The 25,752-nt window shown below is 38.5% G+C and carries 22 protein-coding genes; 13 read left to right on the forward strand and 9 right to left on the reverse strand.

The window, feature by feature from the left end; translation table 11 throughout:
• Nucleotides 1-53 precede the first annotated feature (53 nt).
• The 9 genes from sstT to gcvH all read left to right on the forward strand — a co-directional run bounded on the left by sstT (nt 54) and on the right by gcvH (nt 9,626).
• Entirely contained in the window at nt 54-1,247 is a 1,194-nt protein-coding gene (gene sstT, locus FTU65_RS06085; protein ID WP_180065083.1) for a serine/threonine transporter SstT, read from the forward strand.
• Between the two features lie 34 nt (nt 1,248-1,281).
• On the forward strand, nt 1,282-1,956 hold the full coding sequence (locus FTU65_RS06090; RefSeq protein ID WP_180065084.1) for a YoaK family protein: 675 nt from the start codon (nt 1,282-1,284) through the stop codon (nt 1,954-1,956).
• Between the two features lie 12 nt (nt 1,957-1,968).
• On the forward strand, nt 1,969-2,505 hold the full coding sequence (locus FTU65_RS06095; protein WP_168377529.1) for a DUF2058 domain-containing protein: 537 nt from the start codon (nt 1,969-1,971) through the stop codon (nt 2,503-2,505).
• Nucleotides 2,506-2,752: 247 nt separating this feature from the next.
• Nucleotides 2,753-4,003, forward strand: a complete 1,251-nt coding sequence (locus FTU65_RS06100) for a mechanosensitive ion channel family protein (RefSeq protein ID WP_180011725.1) — start codon at nt 2,753-2,755, stop codon at nt 4,001-4,003.
• Between the two features lie 316 nt (nt 4,004-4,319).
• On the forward strand, nt 4,320-5,600 hold the full coding sequence (locus FTU65_RS06105) for a GGDEF domain-containing protein (RefSeq protein ID WP_257222619.1): 1,281 nt from the start codon (nt 4,320-4,322) through the stop codon (nt 5,598-5,600).
• Between the two features lie 99 nt (nt 5,601-5,699).
• A complete protein-coding gene (locus tag FTU65_RS06110; RefSeq protein ID WP_180011727.1) occupies nt 5,700-7,574 on the forward strand; it encodes an ABC transporter ATP-binding protein in 1,875 nt (624 codons plus the stop codon).
• Nucleotides 7,552-8,001 carry a MaoC family dehydratase gene (locus FTU65_RS06115; RefSeq protein WP_180065085.1) on the forward strand — a complete coding sequence of 150 codons (450 nt, stop codon included), beginning with the start codon at nt 7,552-7,554 and terminating at the stop codon, nt 7,999-8,001. The genes FTU65_RS06110 and FTU65_RS06115 overlap by 23 nt, the downstream gene beginning before the upstream one ends.
• Nucleotides 8,002-8,150: 149 nt before the next feature.
• Nucleotides 8,151-9,179 carry an AraC family transcriptional regulator gene (locus FTU65_RS06120; protein WP_078190954.1) on the forward strand — a complete coding sequence of 343 codons (1,029 nt, stop codon included), beginning with the start codon at nt 8,151-8,153 and terminating at the stop codon, nt 9,177-9,179.
• Nucleotides 9,180-9,251: 72 nt separating this feature from the next.
• On the forward strand, nt 9,252-9,626 hold the full coding sequence (gene gcvH / locus FTU65_RS06125; protein ID WP_078193810.1) for a glycine cleavage system protein GcvH: 375 nt from the start codon (nt 9,252-9,254) through the stop codon (nt 9,624-9,626).
• A gap of 97 nt (nt 9,627-9,723) precedes the next feature.
• On the opposite strand, the gene FTU65_RS06130 is transcribed toward gcvH, so the two are convergent.
• Both FTU65_RS06130 and FTU65_RS06135 read right to left on the reverse strand, forming a co-directional pair.
• On the reverse strand, nt 9,724-10,914 hold the full coding sequence (locus tag FTU65_RS06130; protein WP_180065086.1) for a PilT/PilU family type 4a pilus ATPase: 1,191 nt from the start codon (nt 10,912-10,914) through the stop codon (nt 9,724-9,726).
• A 270-nt stretch (nt 10,915-11,184) separates the two neighbouring features.
• Nucleotides 11,185-12,267: a 3-deoxy-7-phosphoheptulonate synthase gene (locus FTU65_RS06135; protein ID WP_180065087.1), complete on the reverse strand. Its 1,083-nt coding sequence runs from the start codon at nt 12,265-12,267 to the stop codon at nt 11,185-11,187.
• 699 nt (nt 12,268-12,966) lie between these two features.
• Here FTU65_RS06135 and FTU65_RS06140 point away from each other — a divergent pair.
• On the forward strand, nt 12,967-14,550 hold the full coding sequence (locus FTU65_RS06140) for an ATP-binding cassette domain-containing protein (protein WP_180065088.1): 1,584 nt from the start codon (nt 12,967-12,969) through the stop codon (nt 14,548-14,550).
• Nucleotides 14,551-14,646: 96 nt separating this feature from the next.
• Here the strand turns inward: FTU65_RS06140 and FTU65_RS06145 are convergent, their stop codons facing one another.
• From FTU65_RS06145 to FTU65_RS06155, 3 genes are all read right to left on the reverse strand, one after another.
• A complete protein-coding gene (locus FTU65_RS06145) occupies nt 14,647-15,816 on the reverse strand; it encodes an acyl-CoA desaturase (RefSeq protein ID WP_180065089.1) in 1,170 nt (389 codons plus the stop codon).
• Nucleotides 15,817-15,851: 35 nt separating this feature from the next.
• Nucleotides 15,852-16,871, reverse strand: coding sequence for a flavin reductase family protein (locus tag FTU65_RS06150; protein WP_180065090.1), 1,020 nt, complete (start codon nt 16,869-16,871; stop codon nt 15,852-15,854).
• Nucleotides 16,872-17,162: 291 nt separating this feature from the next.
• Entirely contained in the window at nt 17,163-18,278 is a 1,116-nt protein-coding gene (locus FTU65_RS06155) for an S-(hydroxymethyl)glutathione dehydrogenase/class III alcohol dehydrogenase (protein ID WP_078193885.1), read from the reverse strand.
• Nucleotides 18,279-18,403: 125 nt separating this feature from the next.
• On the opposite strand from FTU65_RS06155, the gene FTU65_RS06160 reads away from it, so the two are divergent.
• The gene (locus tag FTU65_RS06160) at nt 18,404-19,960 is read left to right on the forward strand and encodes a phospholipase D family protein (protein WP_168377539.1); all 1,557 of its coding nucleotides are present in this window, start codon (nt 18,404-18,406) and stop codon (nt 19,958-19,960) included.
• Between the two features lie 92 nt (nt 19,961-20,052).
• On the opposite strand, the gene FTU65_RS06165 is transcribed toward FTU65_RS06160, so the two are convergent.
• On the reverse strand, nt 20,053-20,721 hold the full coding sequence (locus tag FTU65_RS06165) for a class I SAM-dependent methyltransferase (RefSeq protein WP_180011446.1): 669 nt from the start codon (nt 20,719-20,721) through the stop codon (nt 20,053-20,055).
• A gap of 138 nt (nt 20,722-20,859) precedes the next feature.
• Between FTU65_RS06165 and FTU65_RS06170 the strand changes: the two genes are divergently transcribed.
• Nucleotides 20,860-21,297 carry a hypothetical protein gene (locus tag FTU65_RS06170; protein ID WP_180011444.1) on the forward strand — a complete coding sequence of 146 codons (438 nt, stop codon included), beginning with the start codon at nt 20,860-20,862 and terminating at the stop codon, nt 21,295-21,297.
• 103 nt (nt 21,298-21,400) lie between these two features.
• Here the strand turns inward: FTU65_RS06170 and FTU65_RS06175 are convergent, their stop codons facing one another.
• Together FTU65_RS06175 and FTU65_RS06180 are read right to left on the reverse strand one after the other, a co-directional pair.
• Entirely contained in the window at nt 21,401-22,009 is a 609-nt protein-coding gene (locus FTU65_RS06175) for a uracil-DNA glycosylase family protein (RefSeq protein WP_180011442.1), read from the reverse strand.
• A gap of 38 nt (nt 22,010-22,047) precedes the next feature.
• Entirely contained in the window at nt 22,048-22,764 is a 717-nt protein-coding gene (locus FTU65_RS06180) for an SGNH/GDSL hydrolase family protein (RefSeq protein WP_180011440.1), read from the reverse strand.
• Nucleotides 22,765-22,992: 228 nt separating this feature from the next.
• Between FTU65_RS06180 and FTU65_RS06185 the strand changes: the two genes are divergently transcribed.
• The gene (locus tag FTU65_RS06185) at nt 22,993-24,357 is read left to right on the forward strand and encodes an alpha/beta hydrolase-fold protein (RefSeq protein WP_180065091.1); all 1,365 of its coding nucleotides are present in this window, start codon (nt 22,993-22,995) and stop codon (nt 24,355-24,357) included.
• Between the two features lie 64 nt (nt 24,358-24,421).
• Here FTU65_RS06185 and FTU65_RS06190 read toward each other — a convergent pair whose 3' ends face one another.
• Nucleotides 24,422-25,468 (reverse strand): fatty acid desaturase, encoded by a 1,047-nt coding sequence (locus FTU65_RS06190; RefSeq protein ID WP_180065092.1) that lies wholly within the window; start codon nt 25,466-25,468, stop codon nt 24,422-24,424.
• Nucleotides 25,469-25,752 lie beyond the last annotated feature (284 nt).

The raw sequence follows: 25,752 nt of genomic DNA on the forward strand, positions 1-25,752 counted from the left end.
ATACAGCACTAATTTTCATCATTTTGTCATTGTAATTCTGACAAGGCTCTCCTATGTTTTCAGCATTTACACGCTTGAGTTTAGTAACCCGAATTATTATCGCCATTATTTTAGGTGTATTGGTTGCTGTTGTGGCTCCGGGCGTTGCACCCTATTTAAGTTTGCTTGGTGATTTATTCATTAAGGCATTGAAATCCGTAGCACCGATACTGGTCTTTGTACTTGTACTGTCATCCATTGCAAATTTCAAAGTGGGTAGCAGTAATTCTTACATTAAACCGATTATGTTGATGTACGCTATTGGTATGTTCCTTGCTGCTTTAAGTTCAGTAGTAGCAAGCCTTTTATTCCCTAGTACATTAATTCTTGATGTTGCTGCAGAAAACCTTGTGCCGCCAGGCAGTCTTGCTGAAATATTGAAAAACTTATTATTAAGTTTTGTCGCAAACCCTGTTACAGCAATTTCTGAAGCAAATTTCATTGGTATTTTGGCTTGGGCTGTTGCCTTAGGTATTGCATTTCGTCATGCATCAGAGAACACCAAAGTCTTTTTATCTGACGCTGCTGATGCAGTGAATAAAGTGATCCGTTTAGTGATTAACTTTGCACCTATTGGTATCTTCGGTTTGGTTGCTGTTACATTTGCCGACTCAGGTCTAAAAACGCTTGTTAGTTATGCGCACTTACTTGCGGTATTACTCGGTACCATGTTTTTTGTAGCTTTGGTCATTAACCCACTAATGGTGGCATTTATGACTCGCTCAAACCCGTTCCCATTGGTTTTCCAATGCCTACGCGAAAGTGGTATCACTGCATTCTTTACACGTAGTTCAGCTGCAAACATCCCAGTTAACCTAGACCTTGCAAAGCGTCTTGGTGTCCCTGAATCAACTGCAAGTGTAGCAATTCCTTTAGGTGCAACTGTCAATATGGCAGGTGCATCAGTCACAATTACAGTCCTCACTCTAGCAGCAGTTCATACTTTGGGCATTTCTGTTGATTTCAGCACCATGTTGATTTTATCAGTCGTTGCTACCGTTTCTGCATGTGGTGCTTCAGGTGTTGCTGGTGGTTCATTGCTGCTTATTCCAGTGGCTTGTGGCCTGTTTGGTATTTCAAGCGATATCGCGATGCAAGTTGTTGCCATTGGTATGGTCATTAGTGTACTTCAAGATTCAACTGAAACAGCTTTAAACTCTTCGACTGACGTATTATTTACAACTGCAGTAGACCGTGGTTTAAGATAATATCCTGATATTGGATACTTTTTAAGGCGAGGCCATGCCTTTTCAGACTTTACCGCTGTGGATACAACTGGGTGCTTTTTTTCTCGCAGTGAATGCAGGAATGATTAATGTACTCGGGCTGGTGACGATCTTGCACCAGTCGGTATCTCACATGACGGGTAATGTCAGTATGTTAGCCATGGCTTTAATTGCATGGCAGCCGGCTACAATTATTTATTTGATTTTAGTGTTGCTCTGTTATGTGATTGGCTCATTTTATAGTGGGCTTATTCTTGGAAATAGTCACTTTAGCTTAACCCGACGTTATGGCGTCCCATTAAGCTTGGTGGCTTTTTTTATTGTCCTGTGTTGGCTGCTATTACCCTATTTTCCACGTTATGCTTTGCTTTGGGCATGCGTGGCGATGGGTGTACAAAATGCAATGGTCAGCCACTATAAAGGCACCATTATTCGTACCACACACCTCTCTGGTGTTTTGACGGACTTAGGTTTGGCTTTGGGTTATAAAGCTCGTGGACTTTCGGTTGAGTCTAAACGTGTGGTCTTACATTTATTAATTTTAGCGGGATTTATCGTCGGTGGCATACTTGCCAGTTGGCTTTATCCTTATTTAAAATTAAACGCATTCCTAATTCCTGCCGCACTCAGTGTAGTTATGAGCGCAGTATATTGGATCATCTATTTTCATTATCGACATATACACGATTAGTTGGAACGTACTATGGTTAAAAATGCATTACAGGCGCAACTGCTTAAAGCAGGTCTGGTCGATAATAAAAAGGCAAAAAAATTGTCTAAACAAGCCGTACATGAAAAACGTACTGGTGAAAGTAAAGATGCTGAAATCAAGGCGAAAATTGAGCAAGATCAGCAGCAGAAAATGGCCAAAGATCATGCTTTAGAGCAAGATCGTAAAGCAGTGTTGCAAGAAAAAGAATTAAAAGCTGCCATCATGCAAATGATTAATCAGCATAAAATTCGTGATACCGATGGCGAATCGACCTATCAATTTATCGATGATGCCAAGATCAAAAAGCTTTATATCAATCAGCAAATTTATAATGCCTTGGTTGCTGGCAGTCTTGTTATTGCACGGGAAAATAGCAACTATGCTTTTTTACCAAAAGAATTAGCCGACCGTATTAATGCGAAAATGGAAGGCTTTATTATTGTGAATAATTCTGAAGTGAATGAACAAACCACGGATGAAGAAGATCCGTATGCAGCTTATGTAATTCCTGATGATTTAATGTGGTAAGCACTTCAAATCGCCAATGAAGCTCCCGATTCGGGGGCTTTTTTTTATCAACATTAATCTTTTTCAGTCCATAAATATCGGTTATACCTTCAAAAAATCATTCCTTAGCACCCAATAAGTAACATTATGGACTATACATGTCGTAACTCCGTAAATTTTACGAGTATAAAATTGCTTATATAATCACCACAATTACAATAGTTTGATCATTAACCCTTTCATTTACTTCAATAAGAGTAGGATAATTTTGGAAAAATTTCAGTTCATTAAAAATATTCAAGATTGGTCAGATCAATACCCTTGGTTAGAAATGCTGACATCGCTCAGTTTCATTATTATTTTTGCCATCATTGCAAATTTTATCGCCAAGCAAATTGTGGTACGTGGTATTCGTAAGCTCGTGTCTAAAATGGCCTTTAGCCACAGTCAAATTTTGTCAGAACATAGTGTGATTAAACGCTTTGCCAACATTGTTCCAGCAATTGTAATCTTAAATGGCATAACCACAGTCCCACATTTATCTGTGAAGTTTATCTCAATCGTTCAAATGGCTTGTCAGGCCTTTATCTTCCTGACCATTGCTTTAGCCATTTCTGAATTACTAAATATTTTTAATCTGATTTATCAACGTAATCCAAAATCTAGAAACAAACCAATTAAAGGCTATTTGCAGTTGGTCAAATTGATCATCTTTTTGGTTTGTGGCCTAATGATCTTAGGTACTTTTCTGAAAAAAGATGTATTTACATTACTCGCAGGCTTCGGTGCTATGGCGGCTGTACTGATGTTGGTCTTCCAAAATACCATTTTGTCACTGGTGGCTTCGGTACAAATTTCTTCTTATGACATGGTGCGAATTGGTGACTGGATTGAAATGCCCTCGCTCAATGCGGATGGCGATGTCATTGATATGTCATTACATACCATTACTGTACAGAACTTTGATAAGACCTTTACCACGATTCCAACCAATAAACTGGTGACAGACACCTTTAAAAACTGGCGTGGTATGGCACAGTCCGGTGTACGCCGCATCAAACGCTCACTTTATATCGATCAAAGCTCTATTCATTTCATGACTCAGGATGAGCAAAATAAACTCAAAGAATTTTTATTATTAGATCAATATCTTGATCATAAGCATGAAGAGCTTGCTCAGTTTAATCAGCAACTTTCCAATCAGTCGCAATATAATCAGCGCCGTTTAACCAATCTTGGGACCTTTCGTGCCTATGTAGAATTTTATTTACAACAGCATTCAGGCATTGCCCAACACCAAACGATTTTGGTGCGTCAGTTACAACCCACGAGTGAAGGCATTCCTTTAGAGATTTATGCTTTTAGTAAAACTATTGCATGGAAAGATTATGAAGCGATTCAATCGGATATCTTTGACCATCTGATCGCAATCACACCTGAGTTTGGACTTAAAATCTATCAAGCCCCTTCTAGTGCCGATTTTAAAGCCCTCATCCAACCAAATGCCGATAAAATCTAAGGCCTAAACGTTCGTCTTCCCATGTATATTCGAAGTAGAAATTCTGTAAATTAAAAAAGTCACAATGGCTGTTGAATATATATGGGACTTTCGTTTAAAACCTACTCAACTATCACAAATGATTATTGATCATGCGTTGCAAGGAATGAGAGCGAACCAGATAAATGCCCAGAGCAATATTTCCTTAAACATATAATTCATCTGAAACAGCTAAAATAATTAAAAAAACCAGAACAAATACTATACAAATGTAGACATTTTTAGATACTATTTGTTAACAGTTGCATAAAAACGCTTCTAAAATAGGAACTTGATCATGGAAGGCCCCAATCAACCTTCTCGGAAATCAGTTAAAAACGAATCACAATTACTCATAGAATCGATGAATCGCACTTCTGCCAAACATACGCTCATACAGGCAGAAGCATGTGACTTAGAGAATCGTGTCCGTATTGAGCGTGCTTTATCCGACCCGATTGCACGTATCCCGGCACAGTTTAAAAATGCTTATTACAAATTTTTGTACTACAACCAGAAAGACTATTTAAAGCAGGTCAACTATTTCGCTCAATTGGCATTTTTAATCTATTTTTGGGCAGATCGCTATGTTCTGCCTGACATAGAAGTACTGTCAGGTGTGATTCGTATCATTGCTATTATTGGTGCATTTAGCCTGAACTATGTTCTGTTTAAATATATCAAACAGATTAAATTGCTCGATTTAATATTACCACTAGCGACTTGCCTTTCTGCAATCCTCTGGTTTGAGATATTACTTCAGTCGAAAAATGAACTGGTTCATAGCTATCAATATGCCGCCATTATTTTGATCGTATTGGGTAATTTAAGTATTCATGTGCATTTTCGCCCTTCGATTATGACCTCAGCCATGATCACGGCAGCGATCCTTTTTGGCGCATGGCGCATTAATGATTTTGGTGATTTTACAATATTTTTATTGGTGTACGTTCCTGTGCTGCTGTTCAGTATGTATATCTGCTGGAACTCTACGCTCAACTCTCGTAAAACCTTTCTAAGAGCGCTGCTAGATGACTGGAACTTTCATACCCTGCGCAAAATTGCCCATACGGATGAATTAACCCAGTTAAGCAATCGTCGCCAATTTGTACATGCTGCCAATAAAAAAATCCAAGAAACCCCAATGACGGTCTGTACCAGTCTTTTGATTTTTGATGTCGATCATTTTAAAGCGATTAATGATCAATACGGACATGATGTCGGCGACCAAGTGCTATGCCAAATTGCTGAAATTGCACGGAAAGAAATGCGTTTTTACGATATGTTGGCACGTTTTGGAGGTGAAGAATTTATTGTACTTTTACCTTTTACTGTCCCAGAAGATGCATTAAAAATTGCTGAACGGTTAAGACATAAAATGGAACAATATCAATTTCATATGGATGGTCAATTGGTGAAATTTTCGATCTCCATTGGTGTTTCCAAAATTGACCCTGACCACGCCAAACTTGATCAGTTAATTAAACAAGCCGATATTGCTTTATATGAAGCAAAACGCCAAGGTCGTAATCGGGTTGTGCATTTTAATTTTATGAATTTTTGCAGCCAAGCTTTTTAAGTAAATAAACAAATCAAAATGGAGAAAAATTAGCGAATCCATTACACTCAGAGCTGAAGAAAGAAAGATTAATTACAGTAAAATTCTCAGGTTATCTGCATGCTTAAATGGTTTGAAAATTTAGTTGACGCTTATCCTGAACAGGACTTGAATAAACCATTGCCAACAAAATTTTTCCCCTTTGTATGGCAAGCTGCAACGGGTGTAAAAAAATACCTCTTGTTATTGGTACTCTGTACAGCTGGTGTAGCGAGTTTTGAAGCATTGCTTTATTCCAAAATTGGCGAATTAGTCAATTGGATCAGTAAGTCTCAGCCTGAAACCTTTTTACAGCAGCACCAGACGAATCTAACTATTTTAAGCTTTATTTTATTGGCAAATATCTTCTTTTCTTGCCTTCAAACCATTATTAAACATCAGATTTTATATAGTACCTTTCCAATGCGCCTACGTTGGAGATTTCATAACTTATTATTGAAACAAAGTTTAGATTTCTTCCACAACGACTTTGCTGGTCGTTTATCTGCCAAGGTTATGCAAACTTCACTGGCTGTACGTGAGTTTTGGATTATTCTTGGTGACATGTTGGCCTATGTCTTCATTTACCTGATTTCGATCACTGTCATTTTAGGTGCTATATCGCCACTGTTGATTATTCCTTTATTACTTTGGCTGGCTTTATTTATTGGTTCTGCATGCTATTTCATCCCAAAATTAAGCAAAATTTCAAATGAACAAGCCAATGCACGCGCAGTAATGACTGGTCGTGTCACCGATGCCTACACCAACATTCAAACGGTGAAATTGTTTGCCCATGCAGGACGCGAAAGCCAATATGCTAAAGCCTCTATGAAAGAGTTTATGGTGACGGTGTATAAGCAAATGCGACTTGCTGCAAAATACAACATCGCGACGAATTTGCTGATCATTGTTTTATATGGTGGCGTACTGGGAACAGCCGTTTGGCTCTGGATGGATGGTCAAGCTGAGCTTGGGGTCATTGCAGCAGCGACCGCCATGATTTTAAAACTCAGTAGTATTTCCGAGTTTATGATGTGGCAAACATCTGCCCTATTTGAAAATGTCGGGACCATTCAAGATGGGATGAAAACCATGGGCCGCCCAATTCATATTCAAGACAAAGCTGATGCAACCGACTTAAAAGTACCGCAAGGCGAAATTAAATTTGAGGACGTCAGTTTTGCTTATAATGATAAAAATGTCATCGATCAATTTAATTTAACCATTCGACCAGGCGAAAAAATCGGTATTGTCGGACGTTCGGGTGCCGGAAAATCGACATTAATTCAACTTTTACTCCACTTTTACGATATCAATCATGGTCGTATTTCGATTGATGGCCAAAATATAGAAGATATTACCCAAGATAGCTTAAGAAAAAATATTGCATTGGTGACCCAAGACACCTCGTTATTGCATCGTACAGTTGAAGAAAATATTAAATATGGTCGCCCGAATGCAACCGATGAAGAAATGTATGATGCAGTGCGTAAAGCGAAAGCTGACGAATTCATTCCTCAATTGATCGATTTACGTGGCCAACGTGGCTATGACGCATTTGTCGGTGAACGTGGCGTAAAATTATCAGGTGGTCAGCGTCAACGTATTGCGATTGCTCGAGTATTTTTAAAAGACGCACCGATTTTAATTTTAGATGAAGCCACAAGTGCGCTCGATTCAGAAGTCGAAGCCGCGATTCAATCGAGTTTAGATGATTTGATGCAAGGTAAAACTGTGATTGCCATTGCGCATCGACTTTCAACCATTGCGCAAATGGATCGCTTGATTGTCTTGGATCAAGGACGTATTGCTGAGCAAGGCACCCACGAAGAGCTTGTTGCTTTGAATGGTATTTATGCACACTTGTGGCAGCGTCAAACCGGTGGATTTTTAATAGAACAACATAAAGTAGAATCAAAGGAAGATGAAAATGCTGTATCTGGAAGACCTTAAAGTTGGTGATCACTTTAGCAGTCGTGAATATGAAATGACTGTTGAAGAAATCAAGCAATTTGCCAACGCTTTTGATCCTCAGGAATTTCATACAGATGAAGTCAAAGCCCAACAGCACCCGATCTTTCAAGGGCTAGCGGCAAGTGGTTGGCATACTGCTGCTGTAACAATGCGCTTATGGACTGAATGTTTCCCTGTGGCTTATGGCTTAATTGGCTCAGAGTCAAGTCTGCGTTGGCCGCGCCCAACACGTCCGGGGGATAAAATTCGTGTAGAAGTTGAAATATTTGCAATTACTCCGTCGAAAAGTAAGACAGACCGCGGCATTGTGACCTATGTTACGCAAGCGCTCAATCAGCACAATGACGTTCTGTATATGTCTACGACCAAAATTGTGGTCTTTTCCAAAGAATTTAAAGCGAATTAATCCTTAATGGCCTACTTTACAATGCTAAGGTAGGCCGCTATAAATAGTTGAGCCTAGTCAGTTTGTCCAACAATTTTTGTGGGATACAACACGGAATCATGCCAATATAACCTTGAACAGAAGAAAAACCCGCATTGCAACGGAACGCTATGAAAACAATTAATTCCCGTCAGGATCAGGGTATTCCCGGAGTGTATGGATTGCTCCTTTTAGATGTGGTCTCTCGATGGGGCTACACTGCAGAAACATTATTTAGTCCCTTCGGATTAAACAGCGAACAATTGGCTGAACCAGATTTCCGTATTCCAACACCCATCGCCAATCAATTGGTAGAGCACGCACTACGTTTAACTGGTGAGCCAACATTAGGTTTTCATTTAGGCAACCAAATGCGCATCTCGATTCATGGTTTTATTGGCTATGCCATCATGACGGCGAAGGACATAACCGATGCCTTAGTCTTGGCAAACCGTTTTATTCAGTTACGCATGCCCTTTTTACAGCTTTTTTTCTCGACTTTTGGAACCAAAGCGACTGTTCAACTACAAACCGACGTTACGATAGAGCCTTTACGTACTGAGATTTCAATTGCCTTAATTTTTGGCATGATCAGCATGGGCAAAGCAATTACCGGTGTGGATTATTCTGCTGGTGAAATTGATTTTGATTTCCCTCAACCTGAAGGTTTTGAGCGGTTTATTGCCAAATATCCACGGCACCAATTTAGATTTGATCAGCCACACCTTTTACTCAGTTTTGATAAGCAATATTTAACCAATAAATTGGTCCATGCAGACCCGATTGCCAGTCAAATCGCGATTAATCAATGTGAAGCTGAACTCTCCGCTTTGGGCGAACGTCACCGTATTGCCATGCGCGTTCGTGACATTTTAACCAACTCTGAGCAGCACTATTTAAGTATTGAAAGTGTTGCTGAACGGCTACACATGTCCGATCGAACTCTTAAACGCCAACTTGCTGCCGAAGGGACTTCATTTTCAACATTGGTTGACGAAGTTCGCTACCGTCATGCTACTTCGCTCCTGTCACGAACTGATTTTACCTTAGAGCAAATTGCTGATGAATTGGGCTATAGCGATGTCGCCAATTTTAGCCGTGCTTTTAAGCGTTGGAGTGGTCGTAGCCCAAGCAATTGGCGTAAAGATCCGTACTTATAAGTCTTTTGTTTTACCTAAAAAGCATGTATAACTCATGCCAAAAATGAATTTAATGGATTTAAGGAGTTATCAATGAATCATCCTTCAGATTTAAAGTACGCAAGTACACATGAATGGGTGCGAATTGAAGGTGACCTTGTTGTTACAGGCATTTCTGATCATGCACAAGACGCATTGGGTGATTTAGTTTATGTTGAAGCACCAGATGTTGGTCAACATATCACTGCTGGCGAACAAGCGGGTGTGGTTGAGTCGGTAAAAACCGCTTCTGATATTCATGCTCCGGTTTCTGGTGTGGTTGTTGAAGTCAATCCAGACCTTGAAGATGATCCAGATTTTGTAAACGATGCGCCTTATAGCAAAGGTTGGATTTATAAAATTAAACCAGACAATATGGCTGATGTAGATGCTTTATTGACCAGCGAACAATATGAAGCTGGCCTGTAAATATTTCTAATATCTAAAAAATCAGCCCTCAGGCTGATTTTTTTATTTCAATATGATGGCTGAATTGGCTTATATACCATTTGCATGAATATGCAGCTTATATTTCTTCCGAAACTTCGGTACTTTCAGGTTCTTCTTTCTTTTCTTCAACCATACTAAACGATTGCGCAGCCGCTGAAGTACCATTTGCACGTGAACTTTTTAGTTTAATTTGCAAACGTAGTTCATTGGTTGAATCAGCATTTCTTAAGGCTTCTTCATAAGAAATTGCGCCGTCATTATATAAATCAAATAAAGCTTGGTCGAAAGTTTGCATCCCAAGTTCACGAGATTTTGCCATGATCGCTTTTAATTCATGAAACTCACCTTTCAAAATCAAATCTGAAATAAGCGGCGTGTTTAACATGATTTCAACGGCTGCACGGCGTCCTTTACCATCTTCAGTCCGGATTAAACGCTGAGAAACAATCGCTTTCATATTGCTCGATAAATCCATAAGCAATTGATTTCTTCGCTCTTCTGGGAAGAAGTTAATAATCCGATCTAGGGTTTGATTGGCGTTATTTGAATGTAGCGTACCTAAACATAAATGTCCTGTTTCAGCAAAGGCAATTGCATGTTCCATAGTCTCGGTATCACGAATCTCACCGATTAAAATCACGTCTGGCGCTTGTCGTAGTGTATTTTTTAAGGCGTTATGCCACGAATGACTATCTACACCAACTTCACGATGCGTAATCATAGATTTTTTATGTTTATGGACATATTCCACTGGGTCTTCAACAGTGATGATATGCCCTGCGCTGTTTTCATTTCGATAATCAATCAGTGCCGCTAAAGAGGTTGATTTCCCTGAACCTGTTCCACCAACGACTAAAACCAAACCACGTTTTTCCATAATTACATGCTTAAGCGAAGCCGGTAATTTAAGTTTTTCAAAGTTTGGAATTTCTGCGGTAATGGTACGAATGACCATACCTACATGTAACTGTTGCTGAAATACATTGACACGAAAACGTGAAACGTTTGGCACACTAATCGCAAAGTTACATTCTAATTCTTTCTCAAATTCTTTGCGCTGCTTCTCATTCATCAGACTATAGGCGAAAAGCTTTGTTTTCTCAGCATCAAGCTCTTGCTGCCCAAAGGGTTTCATCATGCCTTGATGTTTAATACTTGGTGGAAAATCTGCCGTAATAAATAAATCAGAACCACCATATTCAACCACTTTTGTTAACATGTGGAACATAAAACGGCGTGCTTCTTCCAGCAATTCAGCAGTGTACATCAACTTCCCCAATATAAAATTTCAAACACCCAAGCACAGATTGTCATTATTTCAGGCGCTGTATTGGGCTTAGATATTATTGTGCATAAAAAGTGTGATTCACTCAAACATAAAATACTGAATTATCAGTATATATTTTAAAATATAAGCCATATTTCAATTTTTATATCACAGTAAACAACAAAGGATTTTTCAAAATAAAAGCCTTAGAACAATCAATATTCTAAGGCTTTGGGCTACATCAATTCAGACTGAGTATGCTCTGGATTGTTAAGCACTACGTTTGATTTGTGATACACGAAGTTCATTCGCAACCTGTTGAATCAAATCAATGGTTTTGTCCCAACCTAAGCATCCATCTGTTACAGATTGACCATAAGTCATTTCACAACTAATTTTTTGATTACCATCCACTAAATGACTTTCTAACATCACACCACGCACTTGGGTATGCTCACGCTCCGCAACAATTGTGCGTAATACTTCAGGTTGCTTCATTGGGTCTTTATGGCTATTGCCATGACTACAATCGATCACTAAAGCTGGTAAATCGCCTTTTACTTTTCTGCGAATTTTGTCTATTTCAGCCAAACTATAATTTGGACCTGTATTGGAACCACGTAAAATCAAATGTGCTTGCGGGTTGCCGACCGATTCTAAAATACACGGTAAGCCAGTTTGGCTCATACCTAAAAACTGGTGTGGATGCGAAGCAGATTGAATAGCATCTAGAGCAATTTGGATTGAGCCATCTGTTCCGTTTTTGAAACCAATACTGTATGGCATATGACTCGAGATTTCACGATGAATTTGTGATTCGCTGGTACGCGCACCGATTGCACCCCAAGCCAAAAGGTCATCAAAATAACCCGTCGCCATTGGGCTTAAAATTTCAGAGGCAATTGGCAAACCCATTTCAATAATTTGTAAGTACAGCTCACGTGATTTTTCTAAGCCCAACTGCATATTAGATGAACCATCTAAACTTGGGTCATACATATAGCCTTTCCAGCCCACTGTAGTACGTGGTTTCTCAATATATGCGCGCATCACAAGAAAAATTTGATCTGAAACCTGTGCCTGTAATTGTTTTAATTTTTCTGCATATTCCAACGCAGCAATCGGATCATGGATTGAACATGGACCGGTAATAATCATTAGACGCGGGTCTTGACCCGTCAAAATATTTTGAATAGTAGCACGATGTGAAGCAATTTGTTCTGCAGCATGAACTGATAAAGGTAATTGTTGTTTCAGTTGATGTGGCAAGCTCAAAAGCGTTTCTTTTGGCCGTGTAGATTTCTGAATTTCTGAATTTTGAGTTTGTTGTAAAGCTGTATTTAGCGCATTCATTGGTTCTATTCCTTTGGACTGTACGTATAAACAGTCCGATCTTTTATCTGAGCGTTATGGGACTTTGGGACTTCAAGGCTTTAGACATAGACTGACTAAAGTAAAACCAATAACCGTTGCTAAAATATGAATTATTTACTGTAAACATGAGATTTCTCCAAAAATATTATAAAAATCAAGACATAAAAAAACCTGATCAGGGTTGCCGATCAGGTATAAACTTGGTGGGCAACCTTTTTCATGCCCGAACGCGTTCAGGCAATTATCTAAACTGCCAGAAGTAATAATATGCGTTTGAGATTAAAGGTTGCTTTAACATCTTGATTTCATCAAAAAGTATCTGTCTGAAAATTAAAATACGCTGTATTCATCGGTTTGACAATAGTTTTTTGCTATTTTGTTGTATTAAATAACGCTGCTGTAAATAATTGCGACCTATTTTTAAAATTTGATGTATTGATTAATAAATAAACATTTATTAGACTGCACAACATTAGGCTGTCTTAAGATTTTTTCCACTTATTTTTAATTCGAGTATTTGCCAATGAAGTAAGCCCTGTTTTTTTCATCATCAAATCCATTTTTTGATGTGCAAACACATGGCTAATGACTTCGACTGCATTTTCTCAAATATTGTCTTTTTTATAGAATAAAATTAGTTATTTGTATTGCGCATCTTTGCTATCGCAAGGTGCATCTATGACTCAAACGGCTTGTACAATTTCCAAATTTAGCTTGGAATTTCCATCCAAAACACTTTTTAAAAACCTGAAATTTAACCTCAATCAACAACAACTTTCGGCATGTGTTGGTCGCAATGGTTTAGGAAAATCCTGCATCCTTAAAATCTTACATGCGCAAAATCTGAAAGATCTCCCCTATGAAGGTGAAATTTCATGGAATGTACCACATGCCTATTTATCACAATTTTCTCGACTAGAAGCTGACACGATTGCTTCTGCACTAGGTGTGGAAGATTTATATGACGCATTTCAACGTATCGAAATAGGCAATGCCAGTTTTGAAGACTTTGAACTGACTGAAAACCAGTGGCACCGTCCTACACTTTGGCCGCAACAACTTAAGCAGGCGTCACTTCCGACAGATTTAAATTTCCCAGTCGCTCAGCTGAGTGAAGGTCAAAAAACCAAATTGGCTTTGTGTGCATTATTTTTAAAAACCGACCATTATTTACTTTTGGATGAACCAAGTAACCATTTAGATGCATCCTCACGCTTATGGCTCATCGATCGCTTAAAAAACCATCCTGCGGGTGCATTCGTCGTCAGTCATGATCGAGAGTTGCTGCAACATGTAGATCATATCTATGCTTTAAATGAGTTTGGACTCAGTCATGTTACTGGTAACTATGAAGACTACGCTCAACAAAATGATCAGCAAAATAAAGCCATACAGCGTAATGCTATACAGCATCAGCGTGAGTTAAAACAACTCAAATTACAACAACACGAAACACAGACGAAAGCGCAAAAAAGAGAACAACAAGGTCATGCACTACGCAAGTCGAGTTCCCAAGCTAAAGTATTACTCGATTTTAAAAAGGAACAAGCAGGTCAAAGCCTAGCGACAGTTCAAACGCAACAGCAGAAGCAATTGGAAGAAAAGATATCTCAACTGATTCAGTCACAGCAACAACTTGAGCATGTCAAAGAGCAGAAATTCGTTTTTCAACATCACGCTGAAAAAACAGGAGAAATTTTAAGAGTTAAACATTTTCATCGCAAAACATCTCAGCACCTTCCTTTCGATTTGGCCTTACAGGCAGGTGAAAAAATTCATTTAAAAGGAAAAAATGGTATTGGTAAATCTACATTTCTAAAGTATTTGAGTCAGACCACATCACAGTCTAACCATGAATTATTTTTGTCTGTGCATACCCTGTATTTAGACCAAAACTTGAATGATTTATCACCTGAATTGAGTGTTTTAGACAATCTAGCAAAGTTTAATCATGAGGTTTCATCAACGGAATGGCGTAATCAACTCGGTCAACTTAGAATCCGTGGTCAAAAAGCGGAACTGCCATTTCACTGTTTAAGTGGTGGTGAGCGTTTAAAAGTGACCTTATTGGGCTTAAATTATTTAACACCGAATATTGAGCTTTTATTGTTAGATGAACCTGAAAACCATTTAGATATAGAGTCTAGAATGTTATTGGCTCAAGCCATTCAGCATTATACAGGTGCAGTGATCCTCGTTTCACATGATGCATATTTTGTAGAATCTTGTGGCATTCAGAGTAGCGTGCAATTCGTAGAATAGCTCTTATTTTTTTAGAAATATCTAAAATTACCAAAGTAGATGAAAGCTACTTTGGCTAATTTAATGCTTTAAAAATCATCCATTCGATACTGTGTTTTAACGCCCGATTTTCTTCATGATTTTTTGTTTAAGGCGCTGCTGAAGTGATGCTGAGCGTTCCTTGAGCTCGGCTCTCCAGTCATTCGGCACTGAGCATTTCGCGAGGCGGACCCAAACGCTGGCAAACTGTTTGATGAAACTGGCTTCATTATAGTGAATACCATATTCCTCACAAAGTGCTTTAATTTTAGGTGCGGCTTCTGCATAGCGGTTTGCAGGCATATCAGGGAATAAATGGTGTTCAATTTGGTGACTCAAATTACCACTGAGTATATGCAACCATTGTGTTCCACTAAAATTACTTGAGCCACGAATTTGACGGAGATACCACTCTGCTCGAGTTTCATTTTCGGTATTATCCATCTCAAAGTTTTCCGCATCTTCTGTAAAATGGCCATTAAAGATGACAGCGGAAGCCCATAAGCTACGAATCACGTTGGCTACAGCATTTCCTGCAAATACCGGAATCGCATTGGGACCTGCAATAAGCGGGAAAAACACATAATCTTTAATCACTTGGCGCTTAATTTTCTGACGTACATCGGCCGCTTCATGCCATACATCTTTCCAAGTTTTGGTTTTATACGCAATAACATCTTCTAAATGTAAACGTTGAATGCCGACATACCACTCAAAGAAAACCATGAGTTGGGCAGCCAGTGGAATATTAAAAAGGAAACGTGGCTCCCACTTTTGCGATTCACTCACACGAATTAAACCATAGCCGACATCATGGTCCATCCCCACAATATTGGTATAGGTATGATGCACATAGTTATGGGTATATTTCCAGTCTTGGCCCGTGGCAATGGTATCCCAATCATAATTAGCACCATTTAAACTCGGGTCATTTAACCAATCAAACTGACCATGCATCACATTATGACCGAGTTCCATGTTCTCTACGATTTTAGAAATACCCAATAAACCAGTACCCAGTAACCACACCGGTGGAATCCAGCCTGCAAACATCAACATGCCACGAGATGCGATCTCGCTATAACGGACAAAATTGCGAATTTTGTAAATGTACGCTGCATCTTTTTCACTCACACTCTGCATGATTTCACGACGAATTTGCTCAACTTTTTCGCCAAATTCAGCAGTTTGTTCGGGTGATAAATAACGTGACTTACTATTCGGACTAATATATATCGATTGATTCATGATGATGCCCCTGATTTGTTTTTATGCGGCTTGGATTAGAGTTGAATACGTACAGGTGAAATTGCCTGAGAGACACATAATTTGATTTGTGTGTTATTCACATGATCAATTTCGCCAGTGAGTAGGTTTTTCACTGAACCCTGTAATTTGGTACACGAACAGGTATTACAAATACCCATCCGACAGCCATGCGCAGGTTTTAAACCAGCTTTTTCAGCACTTTCCAGTAAATTACCCTCTGCCAAAAAATCTTGCTGGGCTAAACTAAAAGTGACAGGTTGAGCAGGCACTGAATCATCAGCAATCATCTGAAAATATTCAGTATTTAAATATTCTGAAAGCTTAAACTCACGATACAGTTGCTCAATGCTTTGCATCATTGGCGCTGCACCACAGGCATAGCAATCTCGCTGCTTAAAATCGGGGACCATGTGGTTTAGCACCTCTGGTGAGATATGTAATTTAGTTTTCAGCGTATTAATCGCATGTAAATGTGCATGGTTTGATTGCTTCGCCAGTTGAATCAATTCATCCAAATACGCATCATCTCGATTGAAATAAATCAGGTCAACCGTACGCCCAAGCTTAATCGCTTGTTTAAACAAAGTCATGATTGAGGTAATGCCACTACCAGAAGCAAGCAGTAAAATTGGTCGATCCGAATTTAGCTTTAGGCCAAACTCACCTTGCGGTTGCGATAATTCAACAACATCACCTGTTTTTAATTGCGTCAGGCAATTGGACACTTTGCCTTGCTGTTTAACTGCAATCACCACATGACCAGATGTATTAATTTCGACGACGCTATAGCTACGTTGATGACGTACACCATCTTTGACAACTGTCACCAGAACACATTGGCCTGGTCGATAATTTACAACTTTAAAATTGTGATTCGCTAAAAAACTCAGTTCATAAAACCCGATCCCCACACAACGTGATTTGACCAATTGTGCTTTTATACGTTTGTAGGCCCAAATTGCATCAAATTTTTCTGAAATAAAATCAATAAAATCTTCCCGAATCCACTCAGGCTTGTAACTTGTAGTTGTCATTTTTTGCCTCGGATAATGCATTAATATACATTTGTTTTTAAATTATGCTTACCTTATGTTTAGTGCTAATTTCCCACCATGTGAATTCGGGACAAAATTTATCATTTGGCATTTTTTATCATTTTATGTCTAACAATCTGTCACTTTTTGCAAATCCAAATTTGAAGTTCTGATTTGTCGTAACAACACAAATAAAAAAAACTAGGCCAAAGCCTAGTTTTTAAAACAGTGAAAATTAACGCATTAATATTTAATGATTAGTAGATAAATCAATAATATTTAAATCAATGTTTAGTCTTCAAAATGCACAACAGAGCGAATTGATTTACCTTCATGCATTAAATCAAACGCTTCATTGATTTTATCCAACCCCATGGTATGGGTCACGAATGGTTCAAGTTTGATCTCACCTGACATGGCTTCTTCTACCATACCCGGTAATTGTGAACGACCTTTAACACCACCGAAAGCAGTGCCTTTCCAAGTACGACCTGTAACCAATTGGAATGGACGGGTTGAAATTTCTTGACCTGCACCTGCCACACCAATAATCACAGATTGCCCCCAACCACGGTGAGCACATTCCAAAGCAGAGCGCATCACATTGGTATTGCCAATACATTCAAATGAATGGTCGACGCCCCAACCCGTCATTTCTACAATCACTTCTTGAACTGGACGATCATAGTCTTTTGGATTAACAAAATCTGTAGCGCCAAATTCTTCAGCCAGTTTGAATTTGTCAGGATTGGTATCTACGGCAATGATACGACCTGCTTTGGCTTTTTTAGCACCTTGTACCACAGCCAAACCAATACCACCTAAACCAAAGACTGCAACTGAGTCACCTTCCTGAACTTTAGCGGTATTTTTAACTGCACCAAGGCCTGTTGTTACGCCGCAACCCAACAAACATACATGTTCGTGGTTCGCTTCAGGGTTAATTTTTGCCAAAGACACTTCTGCAACCACAGTATATTCAGAGAATGTTGAACAGCCCATATAGTGATAAATCGGCTGACCATTATAAGAAAAACGTGTTGTGCCATCCGGCATTAAACCTTTCCCTTGTGTCGCTCGTACAGATACACAAAGATTTGTTTTACCCGATTTACAGAATAAACATTCACCACATTCTGCGGTATAAAGTGGAATAACATGATCACCTGGTTGCACTGAAGTCACACCTTCACCGACTTCAACCACAACACCTGCACCTTCATGCCCTAAAATTGCTGGAAATACGCCTTCAGGATCATCACCCGACAATGTAAATGCATCTGTATGACACACACCTGTATGGCTAATTTTGACTAAAACCTCACCTGCTTTAGGTGGTGCCACATCAATTTCTACAATTTCTAAAGGCTGACCCGGTCCAAAAGCAACGGCTGCACGTGATTTCATGTCTAAAAACATCCTGTATGGCTTATATTAACAGATGAGTTACAGTAACCTCTTTTTAAGCCTAAATACAACCTTAAAACATGATGTTATGATGAATTTTTCAAGGAATGATTAATGCTATTCGAATGATACAATTACGTGAAATAAGTTGTACTGTCGGTTTAACTGTTTCGATCAGCCTATTAACTGGATGCAGCTTACCTAGCAATCAGTCAAAAAAAGATGTCCCTATACAATCACATGCAGAAAAATGGATTACGTCTGCTACGGATTTTGAAAAATTAAAACAAAAACAAACGGCTTATTTAGCCTTAGATGATGCTTTCTTAAGCATTGCTTCTCGCCTACATTTAATTCGAAATGCAAAATACACCATCGATTTGCAATATTACATTTGGGGAAATGATGCTATTGGGCATCTGATGTTTCGAGAATTACTGCATGCCGCTGACCGTGGGGTAAAAGTAAGGCTATTAATTGATGATCAAAACGGGACGAAACTCGATCCGACCTTACAATCCCTTTCAGCTCATCCCAATATTTCAATCAAACTGTTTAATCCCTATAAATTCAGAAATTTACGTGTCATTGATTATGCATTTCGCTTAAAGCACATTAACCATCGTATGCATAATAAATTAATTATTGCCGATGGTTTTATGGGCGTAACTGGCGGTCGTAACATCAGTAATGAATATTTTGATGCCAGTGAAAGTTTTCAATTTACAGATTTGGACATCCTTTTCTATGGCGAAGCCATACAACAAGCCAATCAGGTGTTTTTGAACTTTTGGAATGATGATTTGAGTTATTCTGTCCAGCAATGGATTGGTGCAGGTACAAAAGAAGAATTAAATCAATTAAGACAAACATACCAAGAAAATTCTACAACGTTAACTAAAGATCAGCAGCGCATTAACTATGCACAGCAACAACTGGCGGCTCAGCTTAAACTAATACCGGTGAATTGGGCCGAAGCACATTTCATTGCGGATAGTCCGAATAAAATACGTGGTGAAGCCAAAGAACAAGAATTGATTTATAACCAATTTTCGACCTTGATGGGACAGCCCAAAGAACGCATGGAATTGGTTTCAGCTTATTTTGTTCCCACACAACAAGGGACTGACTTTCTGACAGGCCTTGCAGGTAAAAATGTAGAAGTCCGCGTCTTAACCAACTCATTTTTAGCCAATGACGTCGCTGTCGTTCATGCGTTTTATCAAAAATATCGCAAAGACTTACTCGAAAATGGCGTGAAATTATATGAATTTAAACCCTATATAGAACGCTCTAAACGCACATGGTATGAAGTCATGACTGGAAATATCATCCCTGCGAAAGGCAAAAATGCCTCTAGTTTGCATGCAAAATTTTTCGATATTGACGGTATGGTGTTTATTGGATCGTTTAACTTTGATCCACGTTCCGCAAATTTAAATTCGGAAGTTGGTCTAGTCGTTAAATCTGATCGATTACAAAACGATATTTCTGCCGCATTAAACCAATACTTACCGCAAATTGCATATGAGCTAAAACTGGATAAAAACGGCGAAATCATTTGGTTAGAGCATCAAAAAAATGGAAAAATCAAAACCTATATTCATGAACCAGAAACAACTCGATTCCAAAGATTTAGCATAAAAGCAGTGTCATACCTCCCGATTGAATGGATGATGTAATGACAATGCACTGCTAAATGATTAAATTTTCCTCATCGAGGCTATTTATTGAAATAATCTGAAAAGTTCGATCAAGTCGAAGATGTTCTTGGTCAGTCTCGTTTATATGAGTGCTGGCTTTTGAAAATAACCAAACCATTGATTTCGCCAAGACATTCCACTTGGCCATAATTGGCTGCTTTAAGCGCTGCTAAATGTTCCTCAACTGACTTATACAACTCATGATTTTGCTGAGCATGTGCTGCATATAAATGATCACATACAAAATACACGCCTTGTGTATTTAACAACGTTTTTACAGTCCGATGAAACTCTGCTGCATACGCCTTATGTCTCAATTCATGTAAGGCCTGATGAATAATAATCACATCAAAGGTACTTTTTTCATTGAAGTGAAGAGATTTTTCCCAATCCGATTGTTTGAAATCCCCTGTTATAAAATTGCATTTTAAGCGTTGCGCTACACTTAGTTTTCCTTTTGCCAAGTCATGCATAGCTTCGGAAAAATCAAATGCTGTGTAGTGAATATTTGGACAATGATTAATTAAAAATTCAGCCAAATAACCTGGACCTGAACCTAGTTCAAGTACACGGGCATTCGGGTTGAAAGCCCAAATAGAGTCAACATACATTTGAAAGATGTCATAACGCCACGGTCGTTTAAGATTCACTTCAGCGGCCCATTGTTTAGCTTCGATTGGATCTTTTAAGTCTATGGGGCTGCGCACATCCGTTGTGTGTATATTATTTTCGCAATTCATTTTTCTTAGACTTAATTTAGATAGATTGAATGCTATTTATACATAAAATATCTCAATAAAAGCAAAGGTTTTACTCAAACTTGATGATGCTTTAACATCCACCTCTTATTTTGTTTTATCTCCTCCTAAAGTTTTCTAATGCAATTTTTTGATTTAAGCCGCCAATTTAATTTAAGTGATATTTTAACGCCTTTTACGACACTTCCTGAACTTGGTCATCAAGAATGGTTTTTGTCAAAAGTTCGGGTTGAGCATGACTGCTTATCTGACAATGACATGATTGAAGGCCAAGCTGTACTTAAATCTAATCACAATATCCAAATTGAGTTGGAATGGTTAATTCAAGATACAGGTCATGAATTACAGCTTTTATTTAAAGGCATTGAAACGACGGCAAGCGAAGAAACTTTGGTGATCGTGAAAGGCGCGCAAATTGTTGATGATGCAAACAAAAAAGTTTCGTCTCAGACTCTGAGTTTATGGATCGATGGCACTTTACTACCTATGCTACCGAATATTCGCAAAGAAATTAAAGCGCGATTAAACCTTTGGGATTATGTTGAATATGATGGCTAAGGAGTTGATATTTATCCATAAGATGCCACGTTTTGAGTATTGAATGTTTGCCTGTTTAAAAGGGACATTTTCTTCAAGGTATCTCACAATAACGTAAACTTCCCTAAAGTAAGCCTATATCTTTAAATAAGCTTTGGTAGGCTTCAGCTTTTTTTTCCAGTGCTAGTGGATATGCTCTAGATGATGATGGCATGCGGTATAAAGTCAAATCTCTGCCTGCAAATTCGGTACGAACAGCATGCCCAATGTGTGGTTTTTCCGTATTTTCTGGCATCGAGAGCATCAAAGTATCAGTCGCCTTGTCTCCCGTCGTCATAATACTGTGGCAATTCGGCATTTTTTGAAGCAGCTTCGCAATATCGGTTGGCTGATGGAGCTGTAAAAACTTGTCTGATGCATTTCCTTTCAAACGAATCACTTGATAGGCCGTATCAAAAATGCCTATGCCTTTTTGATTTAAAAAATCTCGAATGCGCTGTTCTTTAAAAGTCTTGCTATCTAGATTGAGAAAATGATTTTTATCCTGAAAAAAACATAGGCCAAAGATTTTCCACATGTCATTTTGGAAATTTGGATAGTAAAAATCCATTTTCCAGCGTGTTTTGGGTGGCGGAAAACTCCCTAGCATCAAGAGTTTCCCATTTGATGGCAAAAATGGCGCTAAAGGATGCGTTTCGATTTGCGGATTTGCGTCGGAAATGTCTTTGCTCATGTAGATTTAACTTCGCCCAGTGTTTGAATCATTATTGTCTATGAAAATTCTTCAGTGATGTGTTTCGCTATTATTTCAGCCCATAACTGATAAATTTCTTTACTCGGGTGAAAGCCGTCTTTGGCCATTTGTAAATTTTTCTCACGATAATCGTGTAAATCGTATTGAATTAACCGCATATTCGCTTGAGTATTAACATAATTTTTTAACAGCGCATTCATCTTCTTTGAATATTGTCCAAACAGCCATGACAATGGAAACGGTAAAGCTGGAAACTCATCCATTGGTGGCACACCTGAAATAATCAATAGCTGTGGATGAAACTTTTCCTCAACAGCTTGATATAAGCGCTGCTGGAGCTTCAACCACTGGTCTGGTTGTTTTAATGCTGTGACATCATTGACACCAACAGAGCTGATCACGACATTAAAGTTCTGCGTAGTGACATTGTCCAAAGCATTGATGATTTGCTGGCTGTTATGTCCCGTTGTGGCTTCAAGGCAATAGTGAACTTGATAATCAGGCGATAAAATTTTAAGTAATTGTCCCAATAACGCATCCGACTGATGCTCGACGCCGACACCTGCTGCTGCTGAATCACCTAGTATTAATAGCGATAATGGCCGATTACCCTGACCAATCATTCCACAGCGCTCTCCCACCGGTTCTGCTAAACGTGGGGTATTTTTTTTCACACGGTAACCTTGGATCAGTAATGCAGGTAACAGCAGCAGTGTTGATACTTTGAGTAGCATAATATTTGGGTAATGAATTAAAGCTTGTCGACTGCATTATTTTAATTATTTTAAAAAACAAAGCATTGACTCTATTGTTATTTTTCTACATTTTCTTTTTTTAAAAGCACCATTCTGCGGCATATTGCTAGTTTTTTATATTAATAATGATTATCATTTATCTGATTTCATTCTACCTATTTTATTATTTCAATGAAAAAACTTTCCCTACTTTTTTTGGCTTGTTCTATGAGCTTTGCAGTTTCTTCTGCTTTTGCCCAAATTCAAAATTCACCCGCTTTAACCGATACAATAGAAAAAAAACATTTCCCCTATGCTGCTGCATGTGAAGATGTCAAAGCGCAAAGCCAAATATTATTAAACCTACAACATCAGTTAAATCAAAATCCAAAACAACGTGCTCAAATTCTTGAAGATTTTTGGAAGCGTGTAGAGCTTATGGGTACACCAATCATTGAAAACTATGATGAACAACATAGCCGCATAGTTTTCTTATGGAAAGGTGCGCAGCATAATGTTCGTCTTATTGGTGGCCCAAGTAATGACCATGAATGGTTGACACGCCTACCGAATACCGATATTTGGTTTAAAGAATCGATTATTGATCATCGTTACATTGGCAGTTATAGCTTTGCTGTCGACTTACCAAACTTAGAAGGCTATCTGTCAAATTATTGTCCGCATCTGAATCCTAAACTTAAAGAATCAAGAACGCAGCGTCGTGCTGTGATACAGATGCAACGAATTGATCCTTTCAATGAAAAAACTTATCTCGCAAGTGATGACACATCAGGCTTGCGTAATGAAAATTTTTTGGCTCTTAAAGATGCCCCACCATTTATTGATCCAAAACAATATCCAAATGTGCACCAGCCCCAATTACAAGAGTTTGTTCTAGACAGCAAAATTTTGAATAACTCACGTAAAATCCAAATTTACCAATCTAAAGCTAAGAAAAATCAAAGCTATATCACCGCTATATTTTTTGATGGTCAGCAATATAACGAGTTGCTGAATGTTCCAAAGGCATTAGATATATTAGTTGAGCAAGGTCAGTTACCGGCAATTCAAGCCATTTTTGTTTCTCCACCGAACGATCAGGAACGACCTAAAGAATTAACACCAAATATAAAATTTTCAGCATTTTTTAGTGCTGAATTGATGCCTTGGATTCAAAAAAATGCACCTGCAAAAGTCGATTCGAAAAAAACGGTACTACTTGGGTCAAGCCTTGGTGGTTTAAGTTCAGCTTATTTAGCCTTAGACAATCCAAATCAAATTAGTCACGTCGTACCTTTATCTGGATCATTTTGGTGGCAAAATGAAGCGACAGACCTCCCAAATGGCATGAGTAAAATCATTCGTGATAAAACCTCGCAACCTAAACAGCATTGGTTTATTACCGCCAATAGTTATGAAAGCTCACGCAATAATAATGAACTGAGTATTTTAGAGACTTCGCCTATTGTTGCAGCCGATTTAAAAAATAAAGGTCATGATGTGCATTACCAATCATATATCGGCGGACATTCCTACGCGGTATGGCAAGTTGCCTTGCAAGATGCACTCAAACATTTTTTTGCACACAAGTAGTTTATAAAAGTTTAGATCATAAAAAAGCCCTCAATTGAGGGCTTTTTTTGAAGCTAGTACTGATTTAATTCCAGCGATTTATGCGTTTAAAGGTTCCAAAATCATTGAAACGTACACCAACCTCACGCATGACTTGGTGTGCAGTTTTTGCGGTTAGATGACGAATATAAAACGGCTCTTTGACCACAAAATGGTGGATGGCATGGGTCGAACCAAAGTTAAAGCAAAATAATTGCATTGGGAACAACCACCACGGATTTAACACCTGAGTTTGTTTAATGACATCGCGTGGGTCAATATCGCCATAATAATGCATATTTGAGCTGATAAATTGTAAGCAGAAAGAACGTATAAAGTTCGGAATAATCCAAATCACAGCTAGAAAATTAATCGTTGGAATTAATTTCACTAAATTGACTGACCAACTAATACTTTGTCCTAACATTGGAGCAATACCATTCACCACATGATAAATGACAAATACATACCAGATGCCGTAATAAACAAAACTTAAAGGGAAAAATCCAGTCAATTGAGAGAACAATGCCGTTTTACGTTCTTTTTCAGGTTGTTTTTCAATGAATTTCCCAATCATTTTGAACATTTGAAATGGGCGTAAATACACCGTCATCAATTGATCGCTCATGACCAATAGACGACGTAATCCCCAAGGCATGCCATTACTAATGCCCCGTTCTTCCAAATCGTATTCTGAACCTGAATACTTATGATGATTGAGGTGCAAACGACGACGTGCCCAAGGACTAATAGTATTCGGACGTGCTAACCACACCAAGGCCAACATGAGATGGTGAGCCCACGGCGTCTTTTTAAAATACATATAATGAATCAGGTCATGTTCTAATTCATGTGTCAGTGAAGCAAACATCGCCACCAAAATCACACAAGCCCATGCCGGTAAAATGCCAACGGCAAACGCCCAAGCTGAACCCAACATTCCCAGTAGCGCAAAAATAAGGATGGAAGCGCCAATAAAGTTTTGATGTTTTAAAATGGGATACTGCTGACGTAAGTCTTCACCAGCTTTCGTTACGACAGTTCTGACTTTGTTAATTCGCTGTTGATCTGTCATATCGGAAGACATAGACATAGTACAAACCTAAAAATTAATGAACAGTTGTACATTAAAGCAAATTAAAAAAAAGGAAATCGCTATTTTGAGTACAAATCATCGTCTGTTCAAATATTCAACATTTTATTTATTTTCAATATCTTATTTATAAATAATCTGAGTAATTACTCCATTTTTTCTTTGCAAAATCGGCTGCTTTTAATGTCTTTTCATCACAGGTTTTATGTATTCCTTTTTAACCTACAGAGGATGGCGAATATCATTTGAGAATAAAAAAGCCCCAATATTGGAGCTTTTTTATT

The organism is Acinetobacter sp. YH12129 (assembly GCF_013418685.1).
Lineage (GTDB): Bacteria > Pseudomonadota > Gammaproteobacteria > Pseudomonadales > Moraxellaceae > Acinetobacter > Acinetobacter amyesii.

Coding starts and splice junctions, on each gene's coding strand:
- sstT (WP_180065083.1), top strand. CDS start 54: ATGTTTTCAGCATTTACACGCTTGAGTTTAGTAACCCGAATTATTATC.
- FTU65_RS06090 (WP_180065084.1), top strand. CDS start 1,282: ATGCCTTTTCAGACTTTACCGCTGTGGATACAACTGGGTGCTTTTTTT.
- FTU65_RS06095 (WP_168377529.1), top strand. CDS start 1,969: ATGGTTAAAAATGCATTACAGGCGCAACTGCTTAAAGCAGGTCTGGTC.
- FTU65_RS06105 (WP_257222619.1), top strand. CDS start 4,320: ATGGAAGGCCCCAATCAACCTTCTCGGAAATCAGTTAAAAACGAATCA.
- FTU65_RS06110 (WP_180011727.1), top strand. CDS start 5,700: ATGCTTAAATGGTTTGAAAATTTAGTTGACGCTTATCCTGAACAGGAC.
- FTU65_RS06115 (WP_180065085.1), top strand. CDS start 7,552: ATGCTGTATCTGGAAGACCTTAAAGTTGGTGATCACTTTAGCAGTCGT.
- FTU65_RS06120 (WP_078190954.1), top strand. CDS start 8,151: ATGAAAACAATTAATTCCCGTCAGGATCAGGGTATTCCCGGAGTGTAT.
- gcvH (WP_078193810.1), top strand. CDS start 9,252: ATGAATCATCCTTCAGATTTAAAGTACGCAAGTACACATGAATGGGTG.
- FTU65_RS06130 (WP_180065086.1), bottom strand. CDS start 10,914: ATGTACACTGCTGAATTGCTGGAAGAAGCACGCCGTTTTATGTTCCAC.
- FTU65_RS06135 (WP_180065087.1), bottom strand. CDS start 12,267: ATGAATGCGCTAAATACAGCTTTACAACAAACTCAAAATTCAGAAATT.
- FTU65_RS06140 (WP_180065088.1), top strand. CDS start 12,967: ATGACTCAAACGGCTTGTACAATTTCCAAATTTAGCTTGGAATTTCCA.
- FTU65_RS06145 (WP_180065089.1), bottom strand. CDS start 15,816: ATGAATCAATCGATATATATTAGTCCGAATAGTAAGTCACGTTATTTA.
- FTU65_RS06150 (WP_180065090.1), bottom strand. CDS start 16,871: ATGACAACTACAAGTTACAAGCCTGAGTGGATTCGGGAAGATTTTATT.
- FTU65_RS06155 (WP_078193885.1), bottom strand. CDS start 18,278: ATGAAATCACGTGCAGCCGTTGCTTTTGGACCGGGTCAGCCTTTAGAA.
- FTU65_RS06160 (WP_168377539.1), top strand. CDS start 18,404: ATGATACAATTACGTGAAATAAGTTGTACTGTCGGTTTAACTGTTTCG.
- FTU65_RS06165 (WP_180011446.1), bottom strand. CDS start 20,721: ATGAATTGCGAAAATAATATACACACAACGGATGTGCGCAGCCCCATA.
- FTU65_RS06170 (WP_180011444.1), top strand. CDS start 20,860: ATGCAATTTTTTGATTTAAGCCGCCAATTTAATTTAAGTGATATTTTA.
- FTU65_RS06175 (WP_180011442.1), bottom strand. CDS start 22,009: ATGAGCAAAGACATTTCCGACGCAAATCCGCAAATCGAAACGCATCCT.
- FTU65_RS06180 (WP_180011440.1), bottom strand. CDS start 22,764: ATGCTACTCAAAGTATCAACACTGCTGCTGTTACCTGCATTACTGATC.
- FTU65_RS06185 (WP_180065091.1), top strand. CDS start 22,993: ATGAGCTTTGCAGTTTCTTCTGCTTTTGCCCAAATTCAAAATTCACCC.
- FTU65_RS06190 (WP_180065092.1), bottom strand. CDS start 25,468: ATGTCTATGTCTTCCGATATGACAGATCAACAGCGAATTAACAAAGTC.